Below are 26,737 nucleotides of genomic sequence, written 5' to 3' on the forward strand. Positions count from 1 at the left end.
TTATTGTGATTACTGGGCTTTTTCGGCGGCCAGTTCTTCCAGATCGATGTAGCGGTTGCCGATGCGCGGGTGCAGGCGACCACCGTCGGCGCAACCGAGCACCACGACGATTTCGTCGGCGCGCGGGGCGTCTTCGATCTGCATTTCCAGGGTGATGTAGTGCGAGCGCAGGCCTTCGTCATCCTTGTGCATCATCGGGATCTGAATCGAAGTGCCCGGGCCGCCGCGCTTGTTGGTGAAGCTCAGGTAGCTCTTGGCCTTGACCGCTTCACGGTAGTGGTTGCCGAACCGCAGGGTGTGGATCACCGCCGATGCGTGCTCGATTTCGCCATCAGCGCCGACCACCGCGGCTTTGCCGTAGGCCTCGATCTTCTCGGCGCCGCCGATGATGCCCACCAGACGCTCGACCATCATCGCACCGAGGTCGGAGCAATTGGCGCGGATCTGCGGCTTGAGGTTTTCGACAAAGCCATTGCCGACCCACGGGTTCTTCATCACGACGGCCAGCCCGACCATGGTCACAGGGGTGTCGGACGCCTTGCCGCCTTCAATGAAGGTCTCTTCGACATAGCTGACGATCTTGCGGATTTCGAAACTCATGAGCTGCTCCGTAGGGGATAAAGAGTGTCTGTGCGTCTGATGGTATACCATAATACCGATCGTGCAAGTCCCCCTCGCAAGAATCCCTGCCATCAGTCGGACGAATGCCCGCGCATTCAGCTGCCGCTGTAGTCCCTTTCGGTTAACAAAAGATAACGTTGCGCCGATTGTCAGACGTTTCGAATGCCCGATAGGATGAGCCAGCTTCCGAAGGGGCTCTGGATGGCGGGTTTCAGGACTATGCTTGTGACCAGGCAGTCACCGTGAGCACCCTTGCGGCGCCCTTTAAGGTCCATGACCAACAATAATAAACAGGGGAAGGTCTATGAGTCGTTGCCGCCCGCCGGCGTTACGCAACACCGCGTTGCTGGCCACAGCACTCTCTCTGCTGGGCTTTGCCACATTGTCGGCGCCGGTTCTCGCCGCCGAAGCGCCTGCCGATGTGGTCTATTCCACCGAATCGGCCAAGGCCTCGAAAAGCCTGATGCTCGATGTCGTTCACGCCGGAACCCGGCTGGTGGCGGTCGGGGATCGCGGGCACATTCTCTATTCCGACGACAAGGGCAAGACCTGGACCCAGGCGAAAGTGCCGAGCCGCCAGTTGCTGACCGCCGTGTATTTCGTCGATGACAAGCACGGCTGGGCCGTCGGCCACGACGCGCAGATCCTCGCCAGCGAAGACGGCGGCCTGACCTGGACCAAACAGTTCGAAGACCTCAAGCGCGAATCGCCGCTGCTCGACGTCTGGTTCAAGGACGTCAACAGTGGTCTGGCCGTGGGTGCCTACGGCGCGCTGCTGGAAACCACCGACGGCGGCAAAAACTGGGAAGACGTCAGCGATCGCCTCGACAACGAAGACCAGTTCCACCTCAACGCCATCGCTTCGGTAAAAGACGCCGGCCTGTTCATCGTCGGCGAGTCGGGCAGCATGTTCCGCTCCGCCGACTGGGGCCAGACCTGGGAAAAACTCGAAGGCCCGTACGAAGGCTCGCTGTTCGGCGTGATCGGCACGGCGCAACCGCAAACCCTGCTGGCTTACGGTCTGCGCGGCAACCTTTACCGCTCCACCGATTTCGGCAGCACCTGGGAGCAGGTCGAACTGAAAGCTGCGCGCGGTTCGCTGGAGTTCGGCCTGTCCGGCGCCACACTGCTCGAAGACGGCTCCATCGTCATCGTCGGCAACGGCGGCTCGGTGGTCAGCAGCAGTGACAACGGCGAAACCTTCAGCGTATTCAACCGTCCGGATCGCATCTCGCTGTCGTCGGTCACCGCCGCCGGCAACGGCAATCTGATCCTGAGCGGGCAGGGTGGCGTTCGGGTCACTTCGTCGAACGGCGCCGAGCTGGGCAAATGAGCCGAATCAATAATAAGAAGGCGGGGCTATGACTTCCTTGAGCACTCATCATCAGGACAAGGCGACGTTTCTCGAGCGCCTGATCTTCAACAACCGCCCGGCAGTGATCGTGATCTGCCTGCTGGTCAGCATTTTCCTGTTCTGGCAGGCCACGCTGATCCGTCCGTCCACCAGTTTCGAAAAGATGATCCCGCTCAAGCATCCGTTCATTGAAAAGATGATGGAGCACCGCAACGATCTGGCGAACCTGGGCAATACCGTACGCATTTCGGTGGAAGCGAAGGATGGCGACATCTTCTCCAAGGAGTATATGGAGACCCTGCGTCAGATCAACGACGAGGTGTTCTACATCTCCGGCGTCGACCGTTCCGGCCTCAAGTCGCTGTGGAGCCCGAGCGTGCGCTGGACCGAAGTCACCGAGGAAGGTTTTGCCGGCGGCGAAGTGATCCCGCAGAGCTACAACGGCTCCCAGGACAGCCTCGATCTGTTGCGCAACAACGTGCTCAAGTCCGGTCAGGTCGGGCGTCTGGTGGCCAACGACTTCAAGTCGAGCATCGTCGACATCCCGCTGCTGGAGTCCTACCCGGACCCGCAGGACCAGGGCAAGCTGCTGGCGCTGGACTATCGCCAGTTCTCCCATGAGCTCGAAGACAAGATCCGCAACAAGTTCGAAGCGCAGAACCCCAACGTCAAGATCCACATTGTCGGTTTCGCCAAGAAGGTCGGCGACCTGATCGACGGCCTGGTGATGGTGGTGATGTTCTTCGGCATCGCTTTCGTCATCACTCTGATCCTGCTGCTGTGGTTCACCAACTGCCTGCGCAGCACCGTGGCGGTGTTGAGCACCACGCTGGTGGCGGTGGTCTGGCAGTTGGGGTTAATGCACTTCTTCGGGTTCGGCCTCGATCCGTATTCGATGCTTGTACCGTTCCTGATCTTCGCCATCGGCATTTCCCACGGCGTGCAGAAAATCAACGGGATCGCCCTGCAATCCGGCGAGGCGGACAACGCCCTGACCGCCGCACGGCGGACCTTCCGTCAATTGTTCCTGCCGGGGATGATCGCGATTCTGGCGGACGCCGTCGGCTTCATCACGCTGTTGATCATCGACATCGGCGTGATCCGCGAATTGGCCATCGGCGCCTCCATCGGCGTGGCGGTGATCGTGTTCACCAACCTGATCCTGCTGCCGGTGGCGATTTCCTATGTCGGCATCAGCAAGCGCGCCATCGCCAAGAGCAAGAAGGACGCGCACCGCGAACATCCGTTCTGGCGCCTGCTGTCGAACTTCGCCAACCCGAAAGTCGCCCCGATCTCCATCGCTTTGGCGCTGGTCGCCTTCGGTGGCGGCCTCTGGTACAGCCAGAACCTGAAGATCGGCGACCTCGACCAGGGTGCGCCGGAACTGCGTCCAGACTCGCGCTACAACAAGGACAACAACTTCATCATCAGCAACTACTCGACCAGCTCCGACGTGCTGGTGGTGATGGTCAAGACCAAGTCCGAAGGCTGCTCGCGCTATGAAGCCATGGCGCCGATCGACGAGCTGATGTGGAAGATGCAGAACACCGAGGGCGTGCAGTCGGCCATCTCGCTGGTGACCGTGTCCAAGCAGATGATCAAGGGCATGAACGAGGGCAACCTGAAATGGGAAACCCTGTCGCGCAACCCGGACGTGCTGAACAACTCCATCGCCCGGGCCGACGGCCTGTACAACAACAGTTGCTCGCTGGCGCCGGTGCTGGTGTTCCTCAACGACCACAAGGCTGAAACCCTCGACCGCGCAGTGCATGCGGTGCAGGACTTCGCCAAGGAAAACAACAAGGAAGGCCTGGAATTCATCCTCGCCGCCGGTAACGCCGGGATCGAGGCGGCTACCAACGAGGTGATCAAGAAGTCCGAGCTGACCATCCTGATCCTGGTGTACATCTGCGTGGCGGTCATGTGCATGATCACCTTCCGCTCGTGGGCGGCGACCTTGTGCATCGTGCTGCCGCTGGTGCTGACCTCGGTGCTGGGCAACGCGCTGATGGCGTTCATGGGCATCGGCGTGAAAGTGGCGACGCTGCCGGTGGTGGCGCTGGGCGTGGGGATCGGCGTGGACTACGGCATCTACATCTACAGCCGCCTGGAAAGTTTCCTGCGTGCCGGCCTGCCGTTGCAGGAAGCCTATTACCAGACCCTCAAATCCACCGGTAAAGCGGTGCTGTTCACCGGTCTGTGCCTGGCCATCGGCGTGTGCACCTGGATCTTCTCGGCGATCAAGTTCCAGGCCGACATGGGCCTGATGCTGACCTTCATGCTGCTGTGGAACATGTTCGGTGCGCTGTGGCTGCTGCCGGCACTGGCGAAGTTCCTGATCAAGCCGGAGAAACTCGCGGGGCAGAAGGGCAATTCTCTGTTTGCTCACTGATCCATTTGGCTGAAACGAAAAAGCCGCAATCTTTGGGTTGCGGCTTTTTTACGCCTGCGGTGAGGGCAAGCGGTCTCTAGGCTTAGGAAAGTTCAGTGCCTAGCACGGCGCTAAGCGCACTGCGCGCATCATCCAGCTGCACCAACGTCGCATGCCGCGCCCCCAACGCATCCCGATTCTCGATCGCCGTCAAAATCGCCTTGTGTCGAGGCAACGCCAGCTCATGCAGGTTCGGCCGCTGGTTGGAGTGCTTCAGCGCCTCGGCAATCGCCACCGCAAGCATGTTGCACAGGTTGGCCAGCAAATCGTTGTGGGTCGCGTCGGCAATCCGGCTGTGAAAGTCCAGATCCGGCTGCAGCAACGCCTCAGGCGTTGGGGCCGCTTCCATGCGCTGGTAAGCCTCGGCAATCGACGCAATGTCGGCATCGGTGGCGTGCTGGGCGGCGAGGGCGGCGGCGGCCGGTTCGATGATGCTGCGCACGCTGGTCAGGACGTTGAAGAACTCGTTCTGCGGGCTGCTTTGCATCAGCCAGTGCAGCACGTCCGGGTCGAGCATGTGCCATTCGCGGCGCGGCTTGACCACGGTGCCGACGCGGGGTTTGGAATACACCAGGCCCTTGGCGACCAACACTCGCGTGGCTTCGCGCAACACCGGCCGGCTGACCGCGTACTCCTCGCAGAGCAGGGCTTCGGCGGGCAGTTTGTCGCAGGGCAGAAAGCGTCCGGAAACAATCTGCATGCCCAGTTCCTGGACGATGCGCGAGTGCATGCTTTTACGGTCGGAAGGTTTGCGGTAATCCATGGGGAGTGGCGCGATCCTGAGCGATGGAGATGCCGCGCATCATAGCAATGTGGGAGCGAGCCTGCTCGCGATAGCGGTGTATCAGTCAATATGAATATCAACTGACAGATCGCCATCGCCAGCAGGCTGGCTCCCACAAGGGGATGACGGTGTTAGTGGGAATGGCGCGGGACTTCAGCCCCTCGGCAACCTACCAGGAAGTCGAAATCGCAACCCTGATCCGCCTGCAGCACATGGTCGATATACAACTGACGATACCCTCCCACCAACAGCTGCTGCGGCGGTTGCAGATCCGCCATCCGCGCTGCCAGTTCAGCGTCCGGAATATCCAGATGCAGACGCCCGCTGGCACAGTCCAGCTCGATCCAGTCACCTTCCTTCACCGCCGCCAAAGGCCCGCCCGCTGCGGCTTCTGGGGCAACGTGCAACACAACGGTGCCGTAAGCCGTGCCGCTCATCCGCGCGTCGGAGATGCGCACCATGTCGGTCACGCCCTGCGCCAGCAGCTTGGCCGGCAAGCCCATGTTGCCGACTTCGGCCATGCCCGGATAACCCTTCGGCCCGCAGTTCTTCATCACCAGAATCGAGTTCGCATCGACGTCCAGTTCCGGGTCGTTGATCCGCGCCTTGTACATGTCGAAGTTCTCGAACACAACGGCGCGGCCACGGTGCTGCATCAGTTCCGGCGTGGCGGCTGACGGTTTGAGCACTGCGCCCAGCGGCGCCAGGTTGCCGCGCAACACACAGATCCCGCCGTCAGCGCGGATCGGGTTGTCGAGGGTGCGGATCACTTCGTCCTCGCCATAGATCGGTGCGTCCTTGGTGTTCTCGCCGATGGATTTGCCGTTGACGGTCAGCGCGTTCGGATTGGGAATCAGATTGGCTTCACCAAGACGCCGCAGCACGGCCGGCAGGCCGCCCGCGTAGTAGAACTCTTCCATCAGGAAACGCCCGGACGGTTGCAGGTCGACGATGGTCGGCATGCCACGACCGATGCGCGTCCAGTCGTCCAGATCCAGCTCGACACCAATGCGCCCGGCGATGGCTTTGAGGTGGATCACCGCGTTGGTCGAACCGCCAATGGCTGCGTTGACCCTGATCGCATTTTCGAAGGCTTCCTTGGTCAGGATCTTCGACAGCTTCAAGTCTTCACGCACCATCTCGACCGCACGCATGCCGGACATGTGCGCCAACACATAACGTCGCGCATCCACCGCCGGAATCGCCGCGTTGTGCGGCAGGGAAGTGCCCAGTGCTTCGGCCATGCAGGCCATGGTCGACGCGGTGCCCATGGTGTTGCAAGTGCCGGCCGAACGGGACATGCCGCCCTCGGCCGCGAGGAAATCGTCAATCGTGATGGTGCCGGCCTTGACCTGTTCGCTGAGCTGCCAGACCACGGTGCCGGAACCGATGTCCTTGCCCTTGTGCTTGCCGTTGAGCATCGGCCCGCCGGTGACGACGATCGCCGGCACGTCGCAACTGGCCGCGCCCATCAGCAGGGCCGGGGTGGTCTTGTCGCAACCGGTCAGCAGCACCACGCCGTCAATCGGGTTGCCGCGAATCGCTTCCTCGACGTCCATGCTCGCCAGGTTGCGGGTGAGCATGGCGGTCGGGCGCAGGTTCGATTCGCCGTTGGAGAACACCGGAAACTCCACCGGGAATCCGCCAGCCTCGATCACCCCGCGTTTGACGTGCTCCGCGATCTGGCGGAAGTGCGCGTTGCACGGGGTCAGTTCCGACCAGGTGTTGCAGATGCCGATGATCGGCTTGCCGTGGAACTGATGGTCGGCGATGCCCTGATTCTTCATCCAGCTGCGGTACATGAAGCCGTTCTTGTCGGCCGTGCCAAACCATTGGGCGGAGCGCAGGGTGGGTTTCTTATCAGACATGATCGATTCTCTTATTGTAAGACTATTGTTTACGAGCTTCGGCTAAACATAAGCGCAAAATCGCAGCTTTGGAAGTGTTGTTGCGCAATTAGTATTACTATATAGTCGATTTCGACGGAGGGATGGCCCTGGCGGTTTTCTGCGAGAGGCGTCCCCCGAGGTTCCATAAAAACAACAATCGGAGACCGATCTCATGAGCCAGGAACTGCGGCTTGTCCGGCGCATCACGCTGAAACTGATTCCCTTCCTGATCCTGCTGTACCTGATCGCCTATGTGGATCGCTCCGCCGTCGGCTTCGCCAAGCTGCACATGGGCGCCGACATCGGCATTGGCGATGCCGCCTACGGCCTCGGCGCCGGGCTGTTTTTCATCGGCTACTTTCTGTTTGAAATCCCTAGCAACCTGATGCTCGAACGCTTCGGCGCGCGGCGCTGGTTCGCGCGGATCATGATCACTTGGGGCGCAATCACCATCGGCATGGCGTTCGTCCAGGGCCCGCACAGTTTCTACGTGATGCGCTTTCTGCTCGGCGCGGCGGAGGCGGGGTTCTTTCCCGGCGTTCTGTACTACATCACTCAATGGTTTCCGGTGCGCCATCGCGGCAAGATCCTCGGGCTGTTCATCCTGTCCCAACCCATCGCGATGATGATCACCGGCCCCGTTTCGGGCGGTTTGCTGGGCATGGACGGCATCCTCGGCCTGCATGGCTGGCAGTGGCTGTTCATCGTCATCGGCACCCCGGCGATCCTGCTGACCTGGCCGGTATTGCGCTGGCTGCCGGACGGCCCGCAGCAAGTGAAATGGATGGATCAGGCCGAGAAGGACTGGTTGACCGGCGAGCTGAAAAAGGACCTGCAGGAATACGGCCAGACCCGTCACGGCAATCCGCTGCATGCGTTGAAAGACAAACGTGTGTTGCTGCTGGCGCTGTTCTATCTGCCGGTCACGCTGAGCATCTATGGTCTGGGCCTATGGCTGCCGACTCTGATCAAACAGTTCGGCGGCAGCGATCTGGTGACCGGTTTCGTGTCATCGGTGCCGTACATCTTCGGGATCATCGGCCTGCTGATCATTCCGCGCAGTTCCGACCGTTTGAATGATCGCTACGGCCATCTGGCGGTGCTTTATGTGCTGGGCGCGATCGGCCTGTTCCTCAGCGCCTGGCTGTCGTTGCCGGTGGCGCAACTGGCGGCGTTGTGTCTGGTGGCGTTCGCGCTGTTTTCCTGCACGGCGGTGTTCTGGACTTTGCCGGGGCGGTTCTTCGCTGGTGCCAGTGCTGCAGCCGGGATTGCCTTGATCAACTCGGTGGGCAACCTCGGCGGCTACATCGGCCCGTTCGTGATCGGCGCCTTGAAGGAATACACCGGCAACCTCGCTTCGGGCCTGTACTTCCTGTCCGGGGTGATGGTGTGCGGGCTGATTCTGACGGGTGTCGTCTATCGCTTGCTCGAGCGCAAGCATGTGCTGCCAGTCGAGCAATTTGCAGCGAGCGCGCGCGGCGCGACGCGCACCTGATTTCGATCCGGGATTTGTTTTAACAGGAGAACATCATGCATCTGGTTCAATTCGAATTGAGTAGCGGCGAGCGCCGTGTCGGGGTGGTCGAGGGCGGTCTGGTGTGTGAAGTGCAGGATGCGCGCACAGTCCGCGATCTTGCTTTGGCCGCGATCGAGGCCGGCAGCACCCTCGCGCAGCAAGTGCAAACCCTGGGTCTGGGCATCAGCCACGATTACGCCGAATTGCTCGCCAAACTGCGGATCCTGCCGCCGCTGGATCACCCGGATCCGGCGCACCTGCTGGTCAGCGGCACCGGCCTCACGCACCTCGGCAGCGCGTCGGCCCGGGACAAGATGCATCAGCAGGCTGGCGACGAAGCGGCGATGACCGACACCATGCGCATCTTCAAGTGGGGCGTGGAGGGCGGAAAACCGGCGGCGGGGCAGGCGGGCGTGCAGCCGGAATGGTTCTACAAGGGCGACGGCAGCATCGTTGTGCGTCCCGGTCAGCCGTTCCCGCTGCCGCCGTTTGCCGAAGACGCCGGCGAGGAGCCGGAGATGGCCGGCCTCTACATCATCGGCCACGATGGCAAGCCGTATCGCCTGGGGTTTGCGGTGGGCAACGAGTTCTCCGATCACGTCATGGAGCGCAAGAATTACCTGTACCTGGCCCACTCGAAACTGCGCAGTTGCAGCTACGGCCCGGAACTTCGCACGGGTGAATTGCCTCAACACCTGGCGGGCACCAGCCGCATCCTGCGCGACGGCGAAGTGCTGTGGCAGAACGAGTTCCTCAGCGGCGAGGCCAACATGTGCCACAGCCTGGCGAACCTCGAATACCACCACTTCAAGTACCGCCAGTTCCTGCGTCCGGGCGATGTGCACATTCACTTCTTCGGCACCGCGACCCTGTCGTTCGCCGATGGCATCCGCACTCAGCCGGGCGACGTGTTCGAGATCAGCCAGGCCGAATTCGGCGCACCGCTGGTCAACGGCATCACCCCGGTCGCAGCGGCATTCGAACCGGACAGCATTGGCACCCTTTAAGGAGATCCCATGACTCAGATTCTCGGTCACAACTACATCGGCGGTCGTCGCAGCGCGGCGGGCAACGTCAAGCTGCAAAGCGTCGACGCCACTACGGGCGAAGCACTGCCCCACGATTTCATTCAGGCCACGGAAGCGGAAGTCGACGCCGCCGCAAAAGCCGCTGCGGCGGCGTATCCGGCGTATCGCAGCCTCAGCGCCGAACGCCGCGCGCAGTTTCTCGATGCGATTGCCGATGAGCTGGACGCGCTGGGCGATGATTTCGTCGCCGTGGTTTGCCGCGAAACCGCACTGCCGGCCGGACGGATTCAAGGTGAAAGAGGGCGCACCAGCGGCCAGATGCGCTTGTTCGCCAAAGTCCTGCGACGCGGTGATTTCTACGGTGCACGCATCGACCTGCCGTTGCCCGATCGTCAGCCGCTGCCGCGTCCGGATCTGCGCCAGTACCGCATCGGCCTCGGCCCGGTGGCGGTGTTCGGTGCAAGCAACTTTCCACTGGCATTCTCCACCGCCGGCGGTGATACCGCGTCGGCGCTGGCGGCCGGTTGCCCGGTGGTGTTCAAGGCCCACAGCGGTCATATGGCTACGGCCGAACTCGTCGCTGATGCGCTGATCCGCGCGGCGGAAAAAACCGCCATGCCGGCCGGTGTGTTCAACATGATCTACGGCGGTGGCGTCGGCGAATGGCTGGTCAAGCATCCGGCTATTCAGGCCGTGGGTTTCACCGGTTCGCTGCGAGGCGGACGGGCACTGTGTGACATGGCCGCCGCGCGCCCTCAACCGATTCCGGTGTTCGCCGAGATGTCGAGCATCAACCCGGTGATCGTATTGCCCCAGGCTTTGGCCGTGCGTTCGGACACCGTCGCTCGCGATCTGACTGCGTCGGTGGTGCAGGGCTGCGGTCAGTTCTGTACCAATCCGGGTCTGGTGATCGGCATCCGTTCGCCACAGTTCACCGCGTTTGTTGAGCAAGTCGCGGCGCTGATCGGAGATCAAGCGGCGCAAACCATGCTCAATGCCGGCACCCTCGGCAGCTACGGCAAAGGCTTGGAAAAACTCCTGGCCCACGCCGGCATCGAGCATCTGGCGGGCAATCCGCAACAGGGCAATCAGGCGCAGCCGCAGTTGTTCAAGGCCGACGTCAGCCTGTTGATCGATGGCGATGAAGTGCTGCAGGAAGAAGTGTTCGGCCCGACTTCGGTGATCGTCGAAGTGGCCGACAAGGCGCAGCTGAGTGCGGCGTTGCAGGGCCTGCATGGGCAACTGACGGCGACAATTATCGGCGAACAGGCGGATTTCGAACGCTTCCCGGAGCTGACGCCATTGCTGGAGCAGAAGGTCGGTCGGATCCTGCTCAACGGTTATCCGACCGGTGTTGAGGTTTGTGATTCGATGGTGCACGGCGGGCCGTATCCGGCGACGTCCGATGCCCGCGGCACCTCGGTGGGTACGTTGGCGATCGATCGTTTCCTGCGCCCGGTGTGCTTCCAGAACTACCCCGACAGCCTGCTGCCGGAACCGCTGAAAAACGCCAACCCGCTGCGCATTCAGCGGCTGGTCGACGGCAAGCCATCGCGCGAAGCCCTCTGACTCACGCCGCATGATCGTTCCCGCGAAGGGCGTGGGAGCGATCAAACGCGGGGCTTTGAGCTATCATTGGCCCTTTCCCCCCTGAAAGACATGATTGCCATGACTGCCGTAACCGACACCCTTCTCAACGCCCTCGAACACTGCGGTATGGTCGAAATCGACGGCCTGCACGCTTTCGAATTCGCCCTCGATGAAGACGACAACCTGCACATCGAATGCATCGATGGCCGGGCCGCCAAGCATTGGGAGTTCACCCCGGCTCAGGTGGCGGCGGCGACGTTTGATGAAGACCTGCAGAGCTGGCTGATCGTCGGTTTTTCCAGCGACACCAAGACCGTTGGCGAACACCGTCTGGTCTGCCTCGGGGATGTACTGAGCAGCGCCGACGACGAGGATGAAGCCGAATGAACATGCGTAAATTCTGGCCATTGCTGATGGCCGGCAGCGTCGGCGCCATGGGGCTTTCCAGTGCCTCGGCCGAAAGCTTCCAGTTGCTGGTCGGCTCCTACACCGCCGGCACCAGCGAAGGCATCTACCGGATGAACTTCGACAGCGCCACCGGCCAGATCGCCGCCAAGCCGCTGCAAGTGATCAAGAGCGAAAACCCGTCGTGGCTGACCCTGTCGAAGGATCAGCGCCGGTTGTTCGTGGTCAACGAAAACGGCCCAGGCCAGAAAGATCCGGTCGGTCGTGTGAGCAGCTACGCCATCGATCCGAAGACTCACGCGCTGACCCTGATCAATCAGGTCCAGAGCCTGGGCAACGAGCCGACCCATTCCAGCCTCAGCGGCGACGCCAGCCATCTGTTCGTCAGCAACTACTCGGTGGTTGAAGACCCGGGCGGCACCCTCGCGGTATTGCCGGTGGGCAGCGACGGCAAGCTCAAACCGGTGGTGCAGATGAGCGCGCACCCGGCGAGCCGGGTCAATCCCGAACGTCAGGCCTCGAACCACGTGCACTCGACGGTGTCCTCGCCGGACGGCCGTTACGTGTTCTCCAATGACCTGGGTGCGGACAAGGTCTTCATCTACCAATTCGACCCGAAAGCCAACCCGGATCTGCCGCTGACCCCGGCGAAAACCGCGTCGGTGCAACTGCCAGCCGGCAGCGGCCCGCGTCATCTGTTGTTCAGCGCGGACGGCAAACATGCCTGGCTGACCATGGAAATGAGTGCTCAGGTCGCGGTGTTCGACTACAAGGACGGCGTGCTGACCCAGACGCAACTGGTCGATCTGGCGGCCGGCCAGCCAACCGCGGACAAAGCCGCCGCCGCGCTGCACGCGTCCGCCGATGGCAAATTCCTCTACGTCAGCAACCGCGGTACCGCCAATCAGCTGCTGGTGTTCGCCATCGACCCGGCCAGTGGCCAGCTCAAGGAATTGCAACGACGTTCGGTGGAAGGCGATCACCCGCGCGAGTTCAGCCTCGATCCAAGCGGCAAATTCCTGCTGATCGCCAATCAGAAGAGCAACCAGATTGTCGTGGTCGAGCGCGACGGCAAGACCGGTCTGCTGGGCAAAACCGTGCAAAAACTGCCAATGGACGCCCCGAGCGATCTCAAGTTTCTCGTGCGTCAATAAGCCGCAGGCCCCGGTCTACGGGGCCTGAAGCTTTGTATTAATCCTGCTGATAACAGGTAATGTTGCAAAGCATTTCAAGCGATCAACCCTCGAGCGTTAAGTTTGCTTCACGGCCCAACCGGGCAAGCCAGCCAACTGAACACGAGGGTTACCGCCATGAACTTCAATCTCTTCTCGATCATCGCCGCTTCCGCCATCTCCGCCACCGTGGCTCTGCCAGCCAGCGCCAACGTTGAAATCAGCGACAAAAAATCCCACACCCAGAGCTACACCCAGAAATACCTGCAACAAAGCGCCAACTTCTACGCCGCGCTGGATCACAAAGCTCAACACTGAAATTTCCGTCACGCCCTGGAACTGCCCAAGGCTGCGATCCTTTGATCTTGTTTCCCAAAAAGCAAAATCAAAAGATCGCAGCCTTGGGCAGTTTTTGCCTGCGCAACGATCGGCGATAGCCATTTTCAAACGGCGAGATAGACCGGCTAAATAATCAACGAAGCTGATGGTTACTATGGAAAACCCTGAGTGGTTACCCCGGCTTTTTTGATCGATTCTGTGGACCTCGAAACATTGTCCACGGAGCACACATCATGGCCAGTTCAATCATCACTTCCGCCCAACGCGGCGCCTACCTGGCCATCGGTCTGTACCTGGTCATGGTCCTGTTTGTCAGTCTGGCATCGCAGTCGCAACACAGCTTCGAAGCACCGATCGACGTTGCACATCCCGGCATCCAGTTCGAACTCCGCTCGCAAAACGCAGCGGTGGATTCAGCTGAACTCGCAGGAGTCGGCGGAGCATGAAAGGCTACAGACTCTGGGTCATCGCCGGGCTGGCGTTCATGACCAACGGCGCTTCCCTGTTGGGATTCGGCCAGGGCTCGGTCGGCGGACTGGCCCGGGCCATAGAGGCCAACCACAGCATTGCTCATAACATCGAACGGGCCAATGCGCTGGGGCTGTTGGCCGGCAACCCACCAGTGAAAACCGCCAGCGGTTTTCTCGGCCCGTTCGAAGTGGATTGCTCGGCCATCGGCATGTGCGAAGTGCTGGCGTAACGCGCCTACTTTTTCATGATGCCGGTGAACAGCTCCGATTCCAGAAACCGCTGCAACCAGGCCTGCAACCGCACGTAAGGCGTCTGCGCAAACCAGTCACGATCAACGTGAGCAAACTGGCGAACGAAGGGCAACAGCGCGATATCGGCCAGGCTTGGATGCCCGGCCAGCAAGTAATCGCGACCCTCGAGCAACTCATCCAGTTTCTGCAAGAACAGAGCACCTTCCGCCCGATAAACCTCCATCGGCTGTTCCGGATAACGCTCGGCGTACTTGTAGCGATTCAGGTGAATCTTGAATACGCGATCGTTGGCTTCGATCAACTCGGCGATCCTTGAATCACCACCCAGCAACCAGTCATCCGGATCATGCTGCGCCAGCGCCCAACGCATGATCTCCAGGCTTTCATCGATCACCTGACCGCCCGCATCCAGCACTGGTACCGTGCCCTTGGGCGAGATCGCCAACATCTCCGCCGGTTTAGCCTTGAGGCTGACTTCGACGATCTCCACCGGCACACCCGAATAACGCAGGGCCATCCGCGCCCGCATCGCATACGGGCAGCGGCGGAAGGAATACAGCGTGTTCATTTCACCTCCAGTGTGCTCAGACCGTTGCCCTGGCGCTGTACCTGAATCTGCACCGGAATCCGCTCGTGCATTTCCTGCACGTGCGAAATCACCGCAACCTTGCGCCCCTGTGCCTGCAAGCCGTCGAGGGCGTCCATGGCCAGTTGCAGGGATTCCGGATCGAGACTGCCGAAGCCTTCGTCGATGAACAGCGATTCGATCTTCAGCGTGCTCGATGCCATCGAGGCCAGGCCCAGTGCGAGGGCCAGCGACACGAGGAAGGTTTCGCCGCCGGACAGCGAATGCACCGAGCGCAGTTCGTCGCCCATTTCGGTGTCCATGACCAACAGGCCGAGCATGCTGCCGCCGCGTTTGAGGCGATAGCGCTTGACCAGTTGCCGCAGCTGCACGTTGGCGTGATGCACCAGCAGGTCGAGGTTGTAGGCCTGGGCGATCTTGCGGAAGGTATCGCCGGTGGCCGAGCCGATCAGCGCATTGAGCCGCGCCCAGCGCTGATACTCGGCATAGGCATCGGCGATCTGCTGCGCCAGCGCCTGATTGGCGTTCTGGCGCCGCTGGTCTTCGGCCTGCTCGGCGCGCAGTTCGGCACATTGCTGTTCGCTGGCCGTGCACTGGTTTTGCAGGTCGGCGAGGGCGCTGGCGAGTTGTTCGGCATCCAGATTGCCGTTGTGTTGGGCCTGATGATCGCGCAGGCGCTGATCGCGTTCCTGCAACAACACCTTGGCCTGTTCAACGGCTTTTTCGTTGTGCTGCAAGCGCTGGCGCAGTTCGTCGACCTGCGCGTCATCGATCCGCAGCAGGTCTTCGAGGCCACCGTCATCCAGTTCCGGATGGCGCGCACGCCAGTCGGCAATCTTGCCGGCCAGATCACGATCTTCGGTTTCCAGCGCTTGCAGACGCTCTTGCTGCGCTTTCAGTTCGGCGGCGATTTGCACCCGCTGCGTACGTGCGTCCTGCAACGCCTGAGTCGTCGTGGATTCGGCGTTGCGCGCCTGCTCCACGGCCTGTTCCAGTTGCTGCTGCCAATGCTCGGCGCAGCTGTGATCGCCCAACAAGTGCGCCAGTTTTTCCTGGCTGGCCTGTTGTTGCCCGGTCAGCGCGTTGAGCTGCTGCTCAGCGTTTTGCAGCTGCTGCACACGGCCCTGTTGGCGGTCCTGTTCTTTCTCGAGCGTCTGCTGGCGTTGTTGCTGTTCGGCCAGCTCTTCCTTCTGCTGATCGACTTGCGCCAGACGCTCGGCAATCTGCCGGTCGAGCTGCATGAATGTTGCGGCTGGTTCAGCGCGCAGGGCTTCGAGCGTGTCGCTCGGCAGCAGTGTGGCGAAGGCCGCCAGTTCTTCGTCCAGGCGTTGGCGGTCAGCGCTCAGTTCGCGCTGTTGATTGCTCAGGTGCTGCGACGCTTGCTGGTGCGCCGTTTCGGCCTGACGCAACTGCTGAGTCAGGCGCGCCGCATCCTGTTGCAGGGTGAGCAGGGCGGTCTGGCGCTGTTCGTCCTGGGTGATGCTCCGGTTCAGTTGTTCATTCTGGCGGGTCAGCCACGCAGCGCGCTTGTCACTGTCCTGATCCAGCAACGATGCCGCCAGCGGATGCGCCTCGATGCTCGGCGTCAGCGATTGTTGCTGAGCAGCCAGTTGTTCCTGCTGTTGCAGCAACTCTTTCTGTTGGGCAATCACGCCACCGACGCTGGCGCGCAGCTCGGTGAGTTTTTCCTTCAGTTGATCGACGGCTTGCTGCGCGCTGGCCTGCTCGCTTTCATCGTGACGGCCGAGGCTTTGCAGCAGGGCTTCCGGCTGGTGATACGGATGCTCGTTGCTGCCACACACCGGGCACGGCTGGTCGTCCTGCAACTGCGCGCGTAGCTCTTCAACACTGGCACTGCGCGCCAGACGCTGACGCTCAAGCAGTTCACGGGTGACGTTGAGGGTCTGTTCGGCGACGGTCAGCTCGGACTTGGTTTTTACTCCGTCCTGAGTCAGGCGCTCGCGCTCCTGTTGCGCATCGAGCTGGCGCTGTTGCAGCTCGGCACTGCGTTTGTCCAGTTCCTGTTGACTGGCCCACAGGCGCGTCAGGTCCTCGACGGCGCGCAATTGCTTGCGGTTGTCCTGCAACAGAGTGCCGAGGATGCCGATCTGCTCGGCGACCGCGTCAGGCTCGGCGCCGGCCTCCTTGAACAGCACTTCCAGCTGTTGCTTCTGCGTGGCGAGCGCTTCGCTGGCGCGAGTGGCGTTTTCTTCGAGAGAGGCCAGTTCACCTTGGCCCTTGTTCAACCGATTGCCGATCAGCATCAGTTGCTGCAAGCGGTCGCGGTAGGCATTCCACGCTTCGCTCAACGGTGCCAGATGAGCGCTTTGCTCAAGATCAGCGGCAATGCGTTGCAAGCGTTCGGCGACCTGTTTTTGCTGATCGAGCAGGGACTGGATCGTGCTTTGGCCCTGGGTGCAGGCCTGCTCTGCGGCGTGCTTCGCTTCGGCGCCGGACGCAACGTCCTTGGCGAGGCGGGCGAGGGTGCTTTGCTCCTCGAAAGCCTGGCGCAATAGTGGCGCGCTTTCGCTCAACTGCGTTTGCGCCTGGGTCAGGGCGATCTGCGCGGCGGCGAGATCCTGTTCCAGTCGCGTCTGGCGCTCGGTCAGTTCGCTTTCTTGCCGGGTGTGGACTTGGATCTGTGCAGCCAGCGGCGTTAGCAGCGTATCCAGTTCGGTTTTGCGGGCGAACTGGTGCCGTTGCGGCGCGAGTTGTTCCAGGCGGGTGAGCTTCAAACGCTCACCGGCCAGCGACTCTCGCTCATGCTCGGCGCTGCGCAGTTGCTCGGCGGCGGCTTGTTGCGAGTCTTGCAGCCGCAGCAGTTCCTTGAGCCAGTCGTGCTGTTGCTCGATCTGCTTGAGCTGCGCCTGCTGCAACTTCAGTTGCTGCTGGGCGGCGTTGAAGCGTTCGTCGAGTTCGGCGCGGGCTTCAGGGGCCAGCGGAGTCACGCCGGTGGCCTGATCCTGCAACTGCTTGTGGGCTTCGCGGGCCTCTTTGGTCTTGTCGAACGCGCGGCGGCCGAGGCGGGTGTAGAGCGCGGTGTCGGTGAGCTTTTCCAGCAGTTCGCTGCGGTCGTTGTCGTCGGCCTTGAGGAAGGCACTGAACTCGCTCTGGGCCAGCAGCACGGCGCGGGTGAACTGTTCGAAGTTCAGGCCCAGCGCAGCTTCGAGCTGAGTCTTGTACTCGCCTTTCTGACTGGCGAGCAGTTGATCCTGATCGATGTCGCGCAGGCTCTGACGGCTGGCCTGCAACTTGCCGCCGGCCTTTTCACGGGCGCGATTGGCTTCCCAGCGCGCACGATAGCGGCGGCCATCGACGCCGACAAAATCCACTTCGGCAAAACCTTCACCGGTGCCGCGACGCAGCAAGGTGCGCGGGTCGCCGGTGGCGATTTCGCCGTCGGCGTCCGGCACCTTGGCGTCACGCCCGGTGTTGTTCAGGCGCGGCACGGCGCCGAACAGCGCCAGGCACAGCGCATCGAGCAAAGTACTTTTGCCGGCGCCGGTCGGGCCGGTGATCGCGAACAGGCCGGCGCTGGCCAGCGGTTCGGCGGTAAAGTCGATCTCGAACGGGCCGGCCAGCGAGGCGAGGTTCTTCAACCGAATGGCGAGAATCTTCATGGCTGCTCGCCCTCCATTTGTACGTCTTGCAGCAGCTCGGCGAAGTCCTTGAGGGTTTGCTCGTCGACCTCGTTGCCGTAATTGTCGAGCCAGGCGCGGCTGAACAATTCCTGCGGCGTGAGCTGGTCCAGTTCGATCAGCGCGCTGCCGTCCTCGGCGCCGTCAGCGCCCCGATTGCCGGCGTATTCGGCGGCGATCCGCACCAGTCGTACGGCTTTGCCTTGCAAGGCGCTTTCGACCTGATGGCGCAGATCCGGCTGCGGTTCGTCGAGGCGCACCCGCACTTCCAGCCACGGCTGACGCTGGGTTTCGGCCAGCAGGTCGATGTTCGGCAGATCCGCCAGTTGCAGCAGGATTTCGGCCAGCGGCGCAGGGCCGAGGCGTTGCAGATTGACCGCGCGAGGGATCAGTTTTGGCTCGACGCTGACCAGGGTTTCGCCGTCGAGCACGATGTCGAGAATCTGATGTTGATAGGCGATTTCCGAGAACGATAACGGGATCGGCGAGCCGCTGTAGCGAATTCTTTCTTCGCCATTGACCTTCTGCGGCTTGTGCAAATGGCCGAGGGCGACATAGCTGATGCTCGGCCCGAACAGGCTGGCAGGCAGGGCTTCGGCGTTGCCGATGATCAGGCTGCGCTCGGAGTCTTCCGACACCGAGCCGCCGGCCATGTGCGCATGGCTGATGGCGACCAGTGCCTGGCCCGGCTGGCGTTTGGCGTTCGCCGCTTCGATCAGCCATTCATGCACCTGACCGATCCCGCGCAAATAGTTATCGCCCAGATGCGCGCCGGTCACTTCGGCAGGCCGCAGGAACGGCAGCGCCAGGCACCACGCGGCGATCTCGCCGGAAGCATTCGGCAGCGGCAGCAGCAGACGTTCCGCATCCAGCTGCCCGTCATCCAGCCACAACACCCGGCCCAGCGCATGGGTACGCAAACGCCGCATCAACGGCGCCGGCAGTTCGATCCGCGAGCCGGAATCGTGGTTGCCGGCGATCATCACGATGGTCAGCAACGGCTGTTGTTCGTGGGCGCTGACGATGAAATCGTAGAGGCGTTCCTGGGCTTTGACCGGCGGGTTGACGGTGTCGAAGATGTCGCCGGCGATCAGCAGCACGTCCGGCTGCGCCAGCTTCAATTGGCGCAGCAGCCACTCGAGAAAACAGGCGTGCTCGAAATCGCGCTCCTGGCCGTGGAGGTTCTGCCCAAGGTGCCAGTCGGAGGTGTGAAACAGACGCAAGGCTGACTCCGCAATATAAAGAGGTGGTGGCCGCCGGAATGAGAAGGGCGGCGAAAGAGGGGAGAGTTTACAGATTATTGCGACGGGTAGGCTTGTCCGGGAGGTCGGGGTGGCGATCGCCGTTGATCCTTCAATTGACGGCCATACATCGGGTATCTACCATCTGGCCACTAAATTGATATCAATTTTGTTCGAGCAGTCCGCCGGCTTCAACTCGATCGAGAAGATTACGTTTCCCGGTTTTGTAGATTACGTGACTTATATGGAAGGGATTGGTCTTTCCAGACTTTGGGATGAATTAGAAGTTATTTCAGAAAATTTGTAAATGTGGCGAAGAGTAAAAAAGGCGGGTGGTTATTAAATAAATTTGTCCCAGTTGATCTCCAGGAAGTGTGGGCCTGACTCGCCCGGGTAAAAAAAGTAATGGTTTTCGGGGGAGAGAGAATGTCGACTAAATGTTTGCCTCATGATCTTTTTAAAGAATTTTTGCAGTTGCTGAACTCTTCGGGTCTGCTCTCGATCGAATCCTTGGAGATGGCATTGTCTGATCTGGGCGGCGCGCAGGGCGTTTTGGAAAATGCATACTATATTTCAGCGTATGAACTTTTAGGTAGTGCATTGGTGTCTGCCCATTCATTCCAAAGTCTTTTGATTTTCTTTAAGGATTTTCAACTTTGCCTGGGTGAAGGGGCGGAACAGCGTTATTACTTTGTAGAGTCCGTAGTCGACTGTTTTTCAGCTCGAGGCGATAATGTTGCCGCTCTCATTGAGGCGGCACCTTTAAGTTATAGGCTTTACTTGAATAACAAATTTCCGCAACAGAAAAGAATGAAGATGGATTCTTAAAAGGGTTCGGGAAGTGATATTGAATCAAGCAGTTTGTGATGGTCTCTGGGAAGGCGAAAAAAGTATTGGTTTTTTTGTATGTCACGGTAGCTGTTTCTGGGTTGTTGATGAGAAATATAATTTCTGCCTTGATGCGGAAAAAGATTATCGCACCTACCTGGAAAGCGGGGATATAACGCAAGAGCAGTATGAGCTGGCGTGCAAGAGTTTTAGAGGAGGGTTGCTGAGGTTGACTGCAGACAACTTTCCGCAGTATCTCGAGGCTTCAGAGGGAAAGGTTCTCTCTCCACTGGAGCTGGATGCCCTGTTTGAACCCGACGGGAAGTTATTTGAGCGAATAGAGCAGCATTATTTGTCGGGTGAAGCGCTGAGTGTTGACGAATTCAAGTTGGCTAATATTTTTGTTTCGCGGCTTTCTAAGTTCTATGTGAACTTTGACAGAAAAATATACATGCATATGGACTATGGCCGCTGTCACGAAGAATCCGTATACCCTGGCTGGATTGCTCAGTGCGTGGATTTCAGTTTCCTGATTCCCGATAGAGAGCGATATTGGGTAAAGGACGGAAGTGATTATTGGAAGCTGAGGTTTCTATAAAACAGGAAGGTGTCCGGGTGGACAAAACTCGAGTTTAGCCATTTATCCACTACGTAATATTTGCAGGGGCTTTTCAAGCGCAGCCCCAGACCTAATGTTTATCGCGACCCTACTTCGGATAAAGCGGCGGCAACCCACTATCCCCGACCGGATCCTGCACCCGCTCCGCGGTCGGAATCGTCCGGATCGCCCGCCACAGATCCTCACCCTGCCAATGCTGCCCGGTCTCGCTGTACAGCGCGCCGTTCAGCCCATCGAGCGCATCCGACAGAGGCACAAACCGCGCCGCCATGTCCGCCAGTGTTTCCGGCTGCTGACGGGCCCAGGCGTCGAGGGCCTGGCGGGTGGCGTGGGGGTCGTTGGCCTGGCTGGCGCGTTTGATGTCGTCGAGCAGGGTGCGCGGGCTCGGGCCGGTTTGCGCGGCGCGCAGGATCGCCGGTTGCCAGCGGGCACGCCACCACAGGCCGAAGCCGAGCAGGGTGGTGCAGGCGAGAACGAACGTGCTGAGTTTCCACCACCACAAGGCTTCGCTGTCGGCGGCGCTGAGCGGTAGTGCGTTGCCCGCCGGGGTGTCGACTTGCAGACTCGGGTTGTTCGCCACTTGCAGGGTGCGCGCCGGCAGGCTGGTGTGTTCCAGGTGATCTTCGAAGGTGTTCCACCAGACCACGTCTACTGTTGGCAATTCGATCGAGCCACTGCGGCTCGGCACCAGCGCTTCACGTTCTTCACGACTGCCGATCAGCCCGCGATCGCTGCTCTGGTTGTTCAGCACCGGTTGGTCCGGGTAGCGGCGCAGGCCGTTGGCTTCGGTGGCGGGCAGGGCCGGCAGTTGCGAACTGGCCAGGCCTTCGACCTTGAGGGTCAGGCTGCGGGTCAGGGAGTCGCCGACCTGAGTGTGTTCCGGCTCCGGGTTCCAGCTTTCGCTCAGGCTCAGGCTGCGGGCCGGCAGCCACGGCGCATCGCTGGGGTAGGTCATCGGTTTGGGTTTGACCGTCAGCGAAGTCGCGGCGGAGCTGATGTGCATCAGTTTGCCCGGCTTCGGCCCCTGCGCCGTGGCGTCCTGCGAGGGCTGGGTATCGACCAGTGTGGCGCTGAACGTCTGCGGGGCGATGCTCAGCAAGCCGCTGTGCTGCGGATAGATCGCGTAGCGCATCTCGATCACGCCATGGCGCACACCGTTGATGTCTTTTTCGTAAGTGCGCATGTCGCCCAGTTGCTCGATGCGCGCATCGGCGATCTGCAACGGCGTCAGGCTGCTGTCGTCGTACAGCGAAACCGAATGGTAGATGCGCAACGTCAGGATGGCCTGGGCCTGCACGTAGACGCTGGTCTGGTCGAGGCTGGCTTCGATGAACACCGGTTCGCGGGCATTGTTCTCTTCGCGGTTGTCACTCTCGATCACCTGCACGGTGATCGGCTGGCTCTCGACTTCGCCCAGTTTCAGCGGCGGGATTTCAACGCTACCGTTCTGTTTGGGCAGCAGGGTAATGATCCAGCGCGTGGTGGCGCGGTTGTCTTCGTTGAGTGTGTTCAACTGGTTGACCTGCCGCGTGCCGCGCACTTCGAACAGCGACTCCAGCGGGCTCAGGTCCGGTTTGCCGAACTGCGTGACATCGTTGGATTCGAGGGTGAGTTCGACCGTCTCGCCGGAGTTCAGGCGACTGCGATCCACACTGGCGGTCAGCTCGGCCGCCTGGGCGGTGGCCGTGCAGATCAGCAGGGGCAGCAAGAGAGCGGTGAAACGGGTCATCGAATGTTTTCCTGATCCTGATGTTGTTGCTGTTCGTACCAGAATTTGCGTCGCAGCAGTTCGCCCGGATCATCCGGGATCTTGCCCAGCCATTGTTCCAGCGCCTGCTGTTGCTCGCCTTCGAGGGTGTCCTCATTGGGGCGCAGCAGCGGCGGGGTGTTCTGTTCCTTGCCCGGTTCGCTGTCCGGCAGCTCGTTGGCACCCGGCAGCGGCGGGGTGGTCGGCGGCGGTTCGCTGGCGGACTCGCCGGTTTGCGGCTCGCTCTGGGTTTCGCTTTTGACCGCTGGCGGCGGAGCGGTCGCTGGCGGTGGTTCATCGCCCGGCATGTTTGGCTGCGCCGGTTTGTCTTGCGGTTCGGCCGGCGGAGGGGCGTTTTTCTGTTTGAGCAGGCTTTCCACCAGCGCCTTGTTGGTCAGCGCCGGGCGCAGATCCGGTTGGCGTTCCAGAGCCTGTTCATAGGCATCCAGCGCCGCTTCCAGCTCGCCGCTTTTGGCCAGGGCGTTGCCACGATTGTAGTGGGCGTGGGCGTCATTGCCCTCGGCGAAACGCTGAGCGGCGCCACTGTAGTCGCCGGCCTCGTACAACGCCACCCCTTGCCATTGCGGATCCTCAAAATGCTTCGCCGCTTCGGCCGGGCGCTTCTGTTTGAGCAGGTGCAGGCCTTGCTGATCGGGACGCAGCCACAGGTCTTCGAAGTCGAAGGCATAGCTCGGTTGCGGCAATGCCAGCAGCAGCGGCAGGCAGAACAGCCAGCCACGCCGCCCGGCGCACGCGGCGAGCAACAACAGCGGCAACAGCAGCCAGTAACCCTGATCGGCCCAGGTGTCGAGGCGTACGGTCTGGCCATCGTCGCGCAGGCTGCGCGGGCCATCGAGCAGGCCGAGGTCGCCCAGATCGGATTCATCCAGCCGTGCGCTGCGGTACTCGCCACCGACCGCGCTGAGGAATGCGCCGAGGCCCGGACTGTCAAGTTGCGGCACCCGGATCGCGCCCTGGGCATCCTTGAGGAAACTGCCGTCCTCCTGCGCAATCGGCGCGCCCTCGGCGGTGCCGACACCGAGCATCAACAACTGCGCCGATTGGCCGCTCAGCGCATGACGAATGCCCTGGCGTTCTTCTTCCGACAGCGAAGAGCCAATCAGCAGAATCCGCCCCTGGCCCAACGCACCCTGCTTGAGCAGCGCCAGCGCCTTGCTTACCGCCAGATCGGCGCGATGGCCGCTTTCCGGCATCAGCGAAGGCTTGAGCGCATCGAGCAGGTTGCGACTGGTCGCCAGGTCATCCGACAGCGGCACCAGCGTATGGGCGCTACCGGCGTAAACGACGATCGCAGTCTGGGCATCGCTGCGCACTTTCAGCAGGTCGAACAGCTTGCGCCGGGCCTGTTCCAGTCGCGTTGGCGGCGAGTCGGTGGCGAGCATTTCCGGGGTCAGTTCCAAAACCACCACCAACGGGTCGGCGGGTTTCTGGCTGGTCTGTTCGACCCGTTCCCAGCTCGGCCCGAGCAGCGCCAGGATCGTCAGCAGCCAGGCCACGCTCAGGGCGACCCAAGGCAACTTGCTGTCACGACCGCTGCCGCCACTGAGCAGGGTGGCGTGGAAGGCCGGCGGTAGAATCATCTGCCAGCGACCAGCACGTTTCTGTCGGTGCCAGAGCTGCCAGATCAGCCAGCCGAGCAACGGCAGCAGCAACAGCCACCAGGGACGGAACCAGTGCGGCCAGAGGGCGATCATCGGCGCCTCCGCAAACGCAGGCGCTTGAGGCGCTCGCGCCAGTCAGGCAGGGGGCTTTGCAAATACAGTTCCTTGGTGAACAGCCGTTGCAGCGGGTTGTCTGGCCACAACACTCGGGCCACCAGCAAGATGCTCAGCAGCAGCGCGAACGCCAGCGGCCACTGATACAACGCCTGCGCCGGACGGGCCTGGGTCGGTTGTTGAGTCACCGGCTCTAGCTGGTCGAGAGTGTCCTTGATCGCTTGCAGTTGCTGGCCATCGCGGGCACGGAAGTAACGGCCGCCAGTGACCTCGGCGATGGCCTTGAGTGCCGGTTCGTCGAGATCGAGGGTCGGGTTGCCGCCGAGCAACGCCGTGGCGCCGCTTTCTTCGGGATCGGCGCCGATGCCGATCGGATAGATTTTCACGCCTTCGCTGGCGGCCAGTTTTGCGGCGGTCAGCGGGTCGATTTCGCCGCCATTGTTGGCGCCGTCGGTAACCAGAATCAGCACCCGACTTTGGGCCGGACGCATGCGCAGGCGCTTCAGGGCCAGGCCGATGGCGTCGCCAATCGCGGTGTTCTTGCCGGCGATGCCGATTCGCGCTTCATCGAGCCAGACCCGAACGGTGCGCCGGTCAAACGTCAGCGGCGCTTGCAGATAAGCCTGGCTGCCGAACAGGATCAGACCGACCCGGTCGCCATCGCGGCTTTCCAGAAAATCTCCAAGCAAATGCTGGACCAGCGACAGGCGACTGACGTCTTCGTCGTTCCATTGCATGTCCGGGAAATCCATCGAGCCGGACACGTCCACCGCCACCAGCAGATCACGACCGCTGGCGGCAATCGGCAGCGGTTCGCCGAGCCATTGCGGGCGTGCGGCGGCGATCAGCAGAAACAGCCACAGCAGCATGAACGGTGCTTGCTGGCGCCACGCTGGCAGATTGGCCCGGGCGCGACGGCGAGCGAGGCCTTCCAGGTCACCCAGGAAACTCACTTTCAACGCTGGCTCGCCGCTGTCGGCCACCGGCAGCACCAGGCGCATCAGCCACGGCAGCGGCAACAGCAGGAAAATCCACGGCCAGGCGAACTCAAACATGTTTGCGGATCCAGGTGTCGACTGCCTGGGTCAGGCCGGCGATGGCTTTGTCGTCGAGCTTGCACTCGGGTTTGTAGGCGCCTTCGACGAGCACCATCCAGCGGGTCAGGCCGGCGGCGGGGCAACGGTTGTCGAGAAACGCCAGCCATTTGCGGCCGTTGAGGGTGTGGCTCTGGCTGTAGGGGTAATGGTTGCGGCACAGGCGCTTGAGCAAGCCGTTGAGCTGCTGCAGCCAGGCCCCGGCGGGGGCGCCGTCGTAGGGTTTGGGCATCTGCGCCAGTTCGGCGAGTGCGGCGATGCGCACTGGATCGAGCGGCAGTTCGGCGCGCACGACCGGTTTTTTCTTGATCGGAATGAAACGCCGCAGCCGCCAGACTGCAAAACCAATCACCGGCAACAGCAAAAGCAGCAGCCACCAGCCCGGTGCCGGCGGCCAGAAGGCAATCGGTGGCGGGGAGATCAGCGGTTGCAGTTGTTCGAGGCCGCTCATCGACCTTTCCCCGGACGTTGCGGGTTAAGGAATTCGCGCATCTGCTCGACCATTTCGCTCTGAGTGCTCAGCGGCATCAGCAGCACTCGCAGCTTCTGCGCGAGCAATTCCCAGCGGGCGATCCGCGCTTCGGCCTGGGCGCGGTAGGTCTGGCGCAGGTCGAAATTCAGGGTGTCGAGTTCCAGCTGCGCGCCGCGCTCGGCGAATCTCAGCAGCCCGGCAGCGGGCAGGGCGTGATCCAGCGGATCGGACAGCGGCAGCATCAGCAGATCGCAATGGCGCGACAACAGGCTCAATTGCTGTTCGGCGCTGTCGGACAGTGCGCGCTCATCGCAGATCACGATCACCAGACTGCCCGGTCGCAGCACTTCGCGGGCCCGGCGCAGCGCTACGCCGAACGCATCGCGATCCGGCTCCCGCTCGCTGTGCAGCGACTGGTTGACCTTCACCAGGCGGTTGAGCAGTTGCAGCAGGCTTTGCTTGCTGCGGCGCGGTTTGATTTCGTAGTGCTCGTTGTCGCCGAACACCAGTCCGCCAACCCGGTCGTTGTGACCCAGCGCCGCCCAGCCGATCAGCGCCGCAGCCTGCGCCGCGAGCACCGACTTGAACATCAGTCCGGAGCCGAAAAACAGCCGCGTGCTTTGCTCGACCATGATGAAAATCGGCCGTTCACGTTCTTCATGGAACAGTTTGGTGTGCGGTTCCTGCGTCCGAGCGGTGACGCGCCAGTCGATGGTGCGCACGTCGTCGCCGGCCTGATAGACCCGCACCTGATCGAAGTCGACGCCACGACCGCGAAACTTGGAGTGGTGCAGGCCGATCAGCGGGCTGCGCTGGCTCGGCGTCGAAAACAGCTGCACTTCGCGCACGCGGTGACGCATCTCGATCAGCTCGGCGAGGCTGATGCGGATGCCCGGTTCGAACGGCAGGGAGGCGTTCATCGGGG

General features: G+C 61.5%; 24 protein-coding genes. 13 read left to right on the forward strand and 11 right to left on the reverse strand.

Annotation, left to right across the window (positions count from 1 at the left end):
- Positions 1–9: 9 nt before the first annotated feature.
- On the reverse strand, positions 10–600 hold the full coding sequence (locus JKA62_RS20740) for an amino acid synthesis family protein (RefSeq protein WP_201819204.1): 591 nt from the start codon (positions 598–600) through the stop codon (positions 10–12).
- Between the two features lie 325 nt (positions 601–925).
- Here JKA62_RS20740 and JKA62_RS20745 point away from each other — a divergent pair, with 325 nt between their 5' ends.
- The gene (locus tag JKA62_RS20745; RefSeq protein ID WP_201819205.1) at positions 926–1,954 is read left to right on the forward strand and encodes a WD40/YVTN/BNR-like repeat-containing protein; all 1,029 of its coding nucleotides are present in this window, start codon (positions 926–928) and stop codon (positions 1,952–1,954) included.
- A 28-nt stretch (positions 1,955–1,982) separates the two neighbouring features.
- On the forward strand, positions 1,983–4,367 hold the full coding sequence (locus JKA62_RS20750) for an efflux RND transporter permease subunit (RefSeq protein WP_007957414.1): 2,385 nt from the start codon (positions 1,983–1,985) through the stop codon (positions 4,365–4,367).
- Positions 4,368–4,449: 82 nt separating this feature from the next.
- Here JKA62_RS20750 and JKA62_RS20755 read toward each other — a convergent pair whose 3' ends face one another.
- On the reverse strand, positions 4,450–5,169 hold the full coding sequence (locus tag JKA62_RS20755; RefSeq protein WP_201819207.1) for a FadR/GntR family transcriptional regulator: 720 nt from the start codon (positions 5,167–5,169) through the stop codon (positions 4,450–4,452).
- Between the two features lie 152 nt (positions 5,170–5,321).
- Positions 5,322–7,058 (reverse strand): IlvD/Edd family dehydratase, encoded by a 1,737-nt coding sequence (locus JKA62_RS20760; RefSeq protein ID WP_011334608.1) that lies wholly within the window; start codon positions 7,056–7,058, stop codon positions 5,322–5,324.
- Between the two features lie 193 nt (positions 7,059–7,251).
- Between JKA62_RS20760 and JKA62_RS20765 the strand changes: the two genes are divergently transcribed.
- From JKA62_RS20765 to JKA62_RS20800, 8 genes are all read left to right on the forward strand, one after another.
- Entirely contained in the window at positions 7,252–8,574 is a 1,323-nt protein-coding gene (locus JKA62_RS20765) for an MFS transporter (protein WP_201819208.1), read from the forward strand.
- Between the two features lie 35 nt (positions 8,575–8,609).
- Positions 8,610–9,602, forward strand: a complete 993-nt coding sequence (gene araD1, locus JKA62_RS20770; RefSeq protein ID WP_201819209.1) for an AraD1 family protein — start codon at positions 8,610–8,612, stop codon at positions 9,600–9,602.
- Positions 9,603–9,611: 9 nt separating this feature from the next.
- Positions 9,612–11,192, forward strand: a complete 1,581-nt coding sequence (locus tag JKA62_RS20775; protein WP_201819210.1) for an aldehyde dehydrogenase (NADP(+)) — start codon at positions 9,612–9,614, stop codon at positions 11,190–11,192.
- A gap of 99 nt (positions 11,193–11,291) precedes the next feature.
- Positions 11,292–11,600: a DUF5629 family protein gene (locus JKA62_RS20780; RefSeq protein WP_041475571.1), complete on the forward strand. Its 309-nt coding sequence runs from the start codon at positions 11,292–11,294 to the stop codon at positions 11,598–11,600.
- Positions 11,597–12,772 (forward strand): lactonase family protein, encoded by a 1,176-nt coding sequence (locus JKA62_RS20785; RefSeq protein WP_201819211.1) that lies wholly within the window; start codon positions 11,597–11,599, stop codon positions 12,770–12,772. Before JKA62_RS20780 ends, JKA62_RS20785 begins: the two co-directional genes overlap by 4 nt.
- A 156-nt stretch (positions 12,773–12,928) precedes the next feature.
- Positions 12,929–13,108, forward strand: coding sequence for a hypothetical protein (locus tag JKA62_RS20790; RefSeq protein WP_011334602.1), 180 nt, complete (start codon positions 12,929–12,931; stop codon positions 13,106–13,108).
- Positions 13,109–13,362: 254 nt separating this feature from the next.
- Positions 13,363–13,575 carry a hypothetical protein gene (locus JKA62_RS20795; RefSeq protein WP_201819212.1) on the forward strand — a complete coding sequence of 71 codons (213 nt, stop codon included), beginning with the start codon at positions 13,363–13,365 and terminating at the stop codon, positions 13,573–13,575.
- Entirely contained in the window at positions 13,572–13,829 is a 258-nt protein-coding gene (locus JKA62_RS20800) for a hypothetical protein (RefSeq protein WP_011334600.1), read from the forward strand. Before JKA62_RS20795 ends, JKA62_RS20800 begins: the two co-directional genes overlap by 4 nt.
- 5 nt (positions 13,830–13,834) lie before the next feature.
- On the opposite strand, the gene JKA62_RS20805 is transcribed toward JKA62_RS20800, so the two are convergent.
- Genes JKA62_RS20805 through JKA62_RS20815 form a run of 3 tightly spaced genes read right to left on the reverse strand, consistent with a single transcriptional unit; the run spans position 13,835 to position 19,298 of the window.
- A complete protein-coding gene (locus JKA62_RS20805; protein WP_201819213.1) occupies positions 13,835–14,419 on the reverse strand; it encodes a glutathione S-transferase in 585 nt (194 codons plus the stop codon).
- A complete protein-coding gene (locus JKA62_RS20810) occupies positions 14,416–18,057 on the reverse strand; it encodes an AAA family ATPase (protein ID WP_201819215.1) in 3,642 nt (1,213 codons plus the stop codon). Before JKA62_RS20810 ends, JKA62_RS20805 begins: the two co-directional genes overlap by 4 nt.
- On the reverse strand, positions 18,054–19,298 hold the full coding sequence (locus JKA62_RS20815) for an exonuclease SbcCD subunit D C-terminal domain-containing protein (protein WP_011334597.1): 1,245 nt from the start codon (positions 19,296–19,298) through the stop codon (positions 18,054–18,056). The genes JKA62_RS20810 and JKA62_RS20815 overlap by 4 nt, the downstream gene beginning before the upstream one ends.
- Before the next feature lie 109 nt (positions 19,299–19,407).
- Between JKA62_RS20815 and JKA62_RS20820 the strand changes: the two genes are divergently transcribed.
- The 3 genes from JKA62_RS20820 to JKA62_RS20830 all read left to right on the forward strand — a co-directional run bounded on the left by JKA62_RS20820 (position 19,408) and on the right by JKA62_RS20830 (position 20,742).
- A complete protein-coding gene (locus JKA62_RS20820) occupies positions 19,408–19,623 on the forward strand; it encodes a hypothetical protein (protein WP_041475315.1) in 216 nt (71 codons plus the stop codon).
- 119 nt (positions 19,624–19,742) lie between these two features.
- Positions 19,743–20,144 (forward strand): hypothetical protein, encoded by a 402-nt coding sequence (locus JKA62_RS20825; RefSeq protein WP_201819217.1) that lies wholly within the window; start codon positions 19,743–19,745, stop codon positions 20,142–20,144.
- A 13-nt stretch (positions 20,145–20,157) separates the two neighbouring features.
- A complete protein-coding gene (locus tag JKA62_RS20830; RefSeq protein ID WP_201819220.1) occupies positions 20,158–20,742 on the forward strand; it encodes a hypothetical protein in 585 nt (194 codons plus the stop codon).
- A gap of 109 nt (positions 20,743–20,851) precedes the next feature.
- Here the strand turns inward: JKA62_RS20830 and JKA62_RS20835 are convergent, their stop codons facing one another.
- Genes JKA62_RS20835 through JKA62_RS20855 form a run of 5 tightly spaced genes read right to left on the reverse strand, consistent with a single transcriptional unit; the run spans position 20,852 to position 26,732 of the window.
- Positions 20,852–22,492: a BatD family protein gene (locus JKA62_RS20835; protein WP_201819222.1), complete on the reverse strand. Its 1,641-nt coding sequence runs from the start codon at positions 22,490–22,492 to the stop codon at positions 20,852–20,854.
- The gene (locus JKA62_RS20840; protein WP_201819225.1) at positions 22,489–24,225 is read right to left on the reverse strand and encodes a tetratricopeptide repeat protein; all 1,737 of its coding nucleotides are present in this window, start codon (positions 24,223–24,225) and stop codon (positions 22,489–22,491) included. The genes JKA62_RS20835 and JKA62_RS20840 overlap by 4 nt, the downstream gene beginning before the upstream one ends.
- Positions 24,222–25,301 carry a vWA domain-containing protein gene (locus JKA62_RS20845; protein WP_201819227.1) on the reverse strand — a complete coding sequence of 360 codons (1,080 nt, stop codon included), beginning with the start codon at positions 25,299–25,301 and terminating at the stop codon, positions 24,222–24,224. The genes JKA62_RS20840 and JKA62_RS20845 overlap by 4 nt, the downstream gene beginning before the upstream one ends.
- On the reverse strand, positions 25,294–25,791 hold the full coding sequence (locus JKA62_RS20850) for a DUF4381 domain-containing protein (protein ID WP_201819228.1): 498 nt from the start codon (positions 25,789–25,791) through the stop codon (positions 25,294–25,296). The genes JKA62_RS20845 and JKA62_RS20850 overlap by 8 nt, the downstream gene beginning before the upstream one ends.
- A complete protein-coding gene (locus JKA62_RS20855) occupies positions 25,788–26,732 on the reverse strand; it encodes a DUF58 domain-containing protein (protein ID WP_041475312.1) in 945 nt (314 codons plus the stop codon). Before JKA62_RS20855 ends, JKA62_RS20850 begins: the two co-directional genes overlap by 4 nt.
- Between the last annotated feature and the right edge of the window lie 5 nt (positions 26,733–26,737).

It is taken from the genome of Pseudomonas sp. B7, assembly GCF_016735645.1.
Classification (GTDB): domain Bacteria; phylum Pseudomonadota; class Gammaproteobacteria; order Pseudomonadales; family Pseudomonadaceae; genus Aquipseudomonas; species Aquipseudomonas glycinae.

Coding starts and splice junctions, on each gene's coding strand:
- JKA62_RS20740 (WP_201819204.1), bottom strand. CDS start 600: ATGAGTTTCGAAATCCGCAAGATCGTCAGCTATGTCGAAGAGACCTTC.
- JKA62_RS20745 (WP_201819205.1), top strand. CDS start 926: ATGAGTCGTTGCCGCCCGCCGGCGTTACGCAACACCGCGTTGCTGGCC.
- JKA62_RS20750 (WP_007957414.1), top strand. CDS start 1,983: ATGACTTCCTTGAGCACTCATCATCAGGACAAGGCGACGTTTCTCGAG.
- JKA62_RS20755 (WP_201819207.1), bottom strand. CDS start 5,169: ATGGATTACCGCAAACCTTCCGACCGTAAAAGCATGCACTCGCGCATC.
- JKA62_RS20760 (WP_011334608.1), bottom strand. CDS start 7,058: ATGTCTGATAAGAAACCCACCCTGCGCTCCGCCCAATGGTTTGGCACG.
- JKA62_RS20765 (WP_201819208.1), top strand. CDS start 7,252: ATGAGCCAGGAACTGCGGCTTGTCCGGCGCATCACGCTGAAACTGATT.
- araD1 (WP_201819209.1), top strand. CDS start 8,610: ATGCATCTGGTTCAATTCGAATTGAGTAGCGGCGAGCGCCGTGTCGGG.
- JKA62_RS20775 (WP_201819210.1), top strand. CDS start 9,612: ATGACTCAGATTCTCGGTCACAACTACATCGGCGGTCGTCGCAGCGCG.
- JKA62_RS20780 (WP_041475571.1), top strand. CDS start 11,292: ATGACTGCCGTAACCGACACCCTTCTCAACGCCCTCGAACACTGCGGT.
- JKA62_RS20785 (WP_201819211.1), top strand. CDS start 11,597: ATGAACATGCGTAAATTCTGGCCATTGCTGATGGCCGGCAGCGTCGGC.
- JKA62_RS20790 (WP_011334602.1), top strand. CDS start 12,929: ATGAACTTCAATCTCTTCTCGATCATCGCCGCTTCCGCCATCTCCGCC.
- JKA62_RS20795 (WP_201819212.1), top strand. CDS start 13,363: ATGGCCAGTTCAATCATCACTTCCGCCCAACGCGGCGCCTACCTGGCC.
- JKA62_RS20800 (WP_011334600.1), top strand. CDS start 13,572: ATGAAAGGCTACAGACTCTGGGTCATCGCCGGGCTGGCGTTCATGACC.
- JKA62_RS20805 (WP_201819213.1), bottom strand. CDS start 14,419: ATGAACACGCTGTATTCCTTCCGCCGCTGCCCGTATGCGATGCGGGCG.
- JKA62_RS20810 (WP_201819215.1), bottom strand. CDS start 18,057: ATGAAGATTCTCGCCATTCGGTTGAAGAACCTCGCCTCGCTGGCCGGC.
- JKA62_RS20825 (WP_201819217.1), top strand. CDS start 19,743: ATGTCGACTAAATGTTTGCCTCATGATCTTTTTAAAGAATTTTTGCAG.
- JKA62_RS20835 (WP_201819222.1), bottom strand. CDS start 22,492: ATGACCCGTTTCACCGCTCTCTTGCTGCCCCTGCTGATCTGCACGGCC.
- JKA62_RS20840 (WP_201819225.1), bottom strand. CDS start 24,225: ATGATCGCCCTCTGGCCGCACTGGTTCCGTCCCTGGTGGCTGTTGCTG.
- JKA62_RS20845 (WP_201819227.1), bottom strand. CDS start 25,301: ATGTTTGAGTTCGCCTGGCCGTGGATTTTCCTGCTGTTGCCGCTGCCG.
- JKA62_RS20850 (WP_201819228.1), bottom strand. CDS start 25,791: ATGAGCGGCCTCGAACAACTGCAACCGCTGATCTCCCCGCCACCGATT.
- JKA62_RS20855 (WP_041475312.1), bottom strand. CDS start 26,732: ATGAACGCCTCCCTGCCGTTCGAACCGGGCATCCGCATCAGCCTCGCC.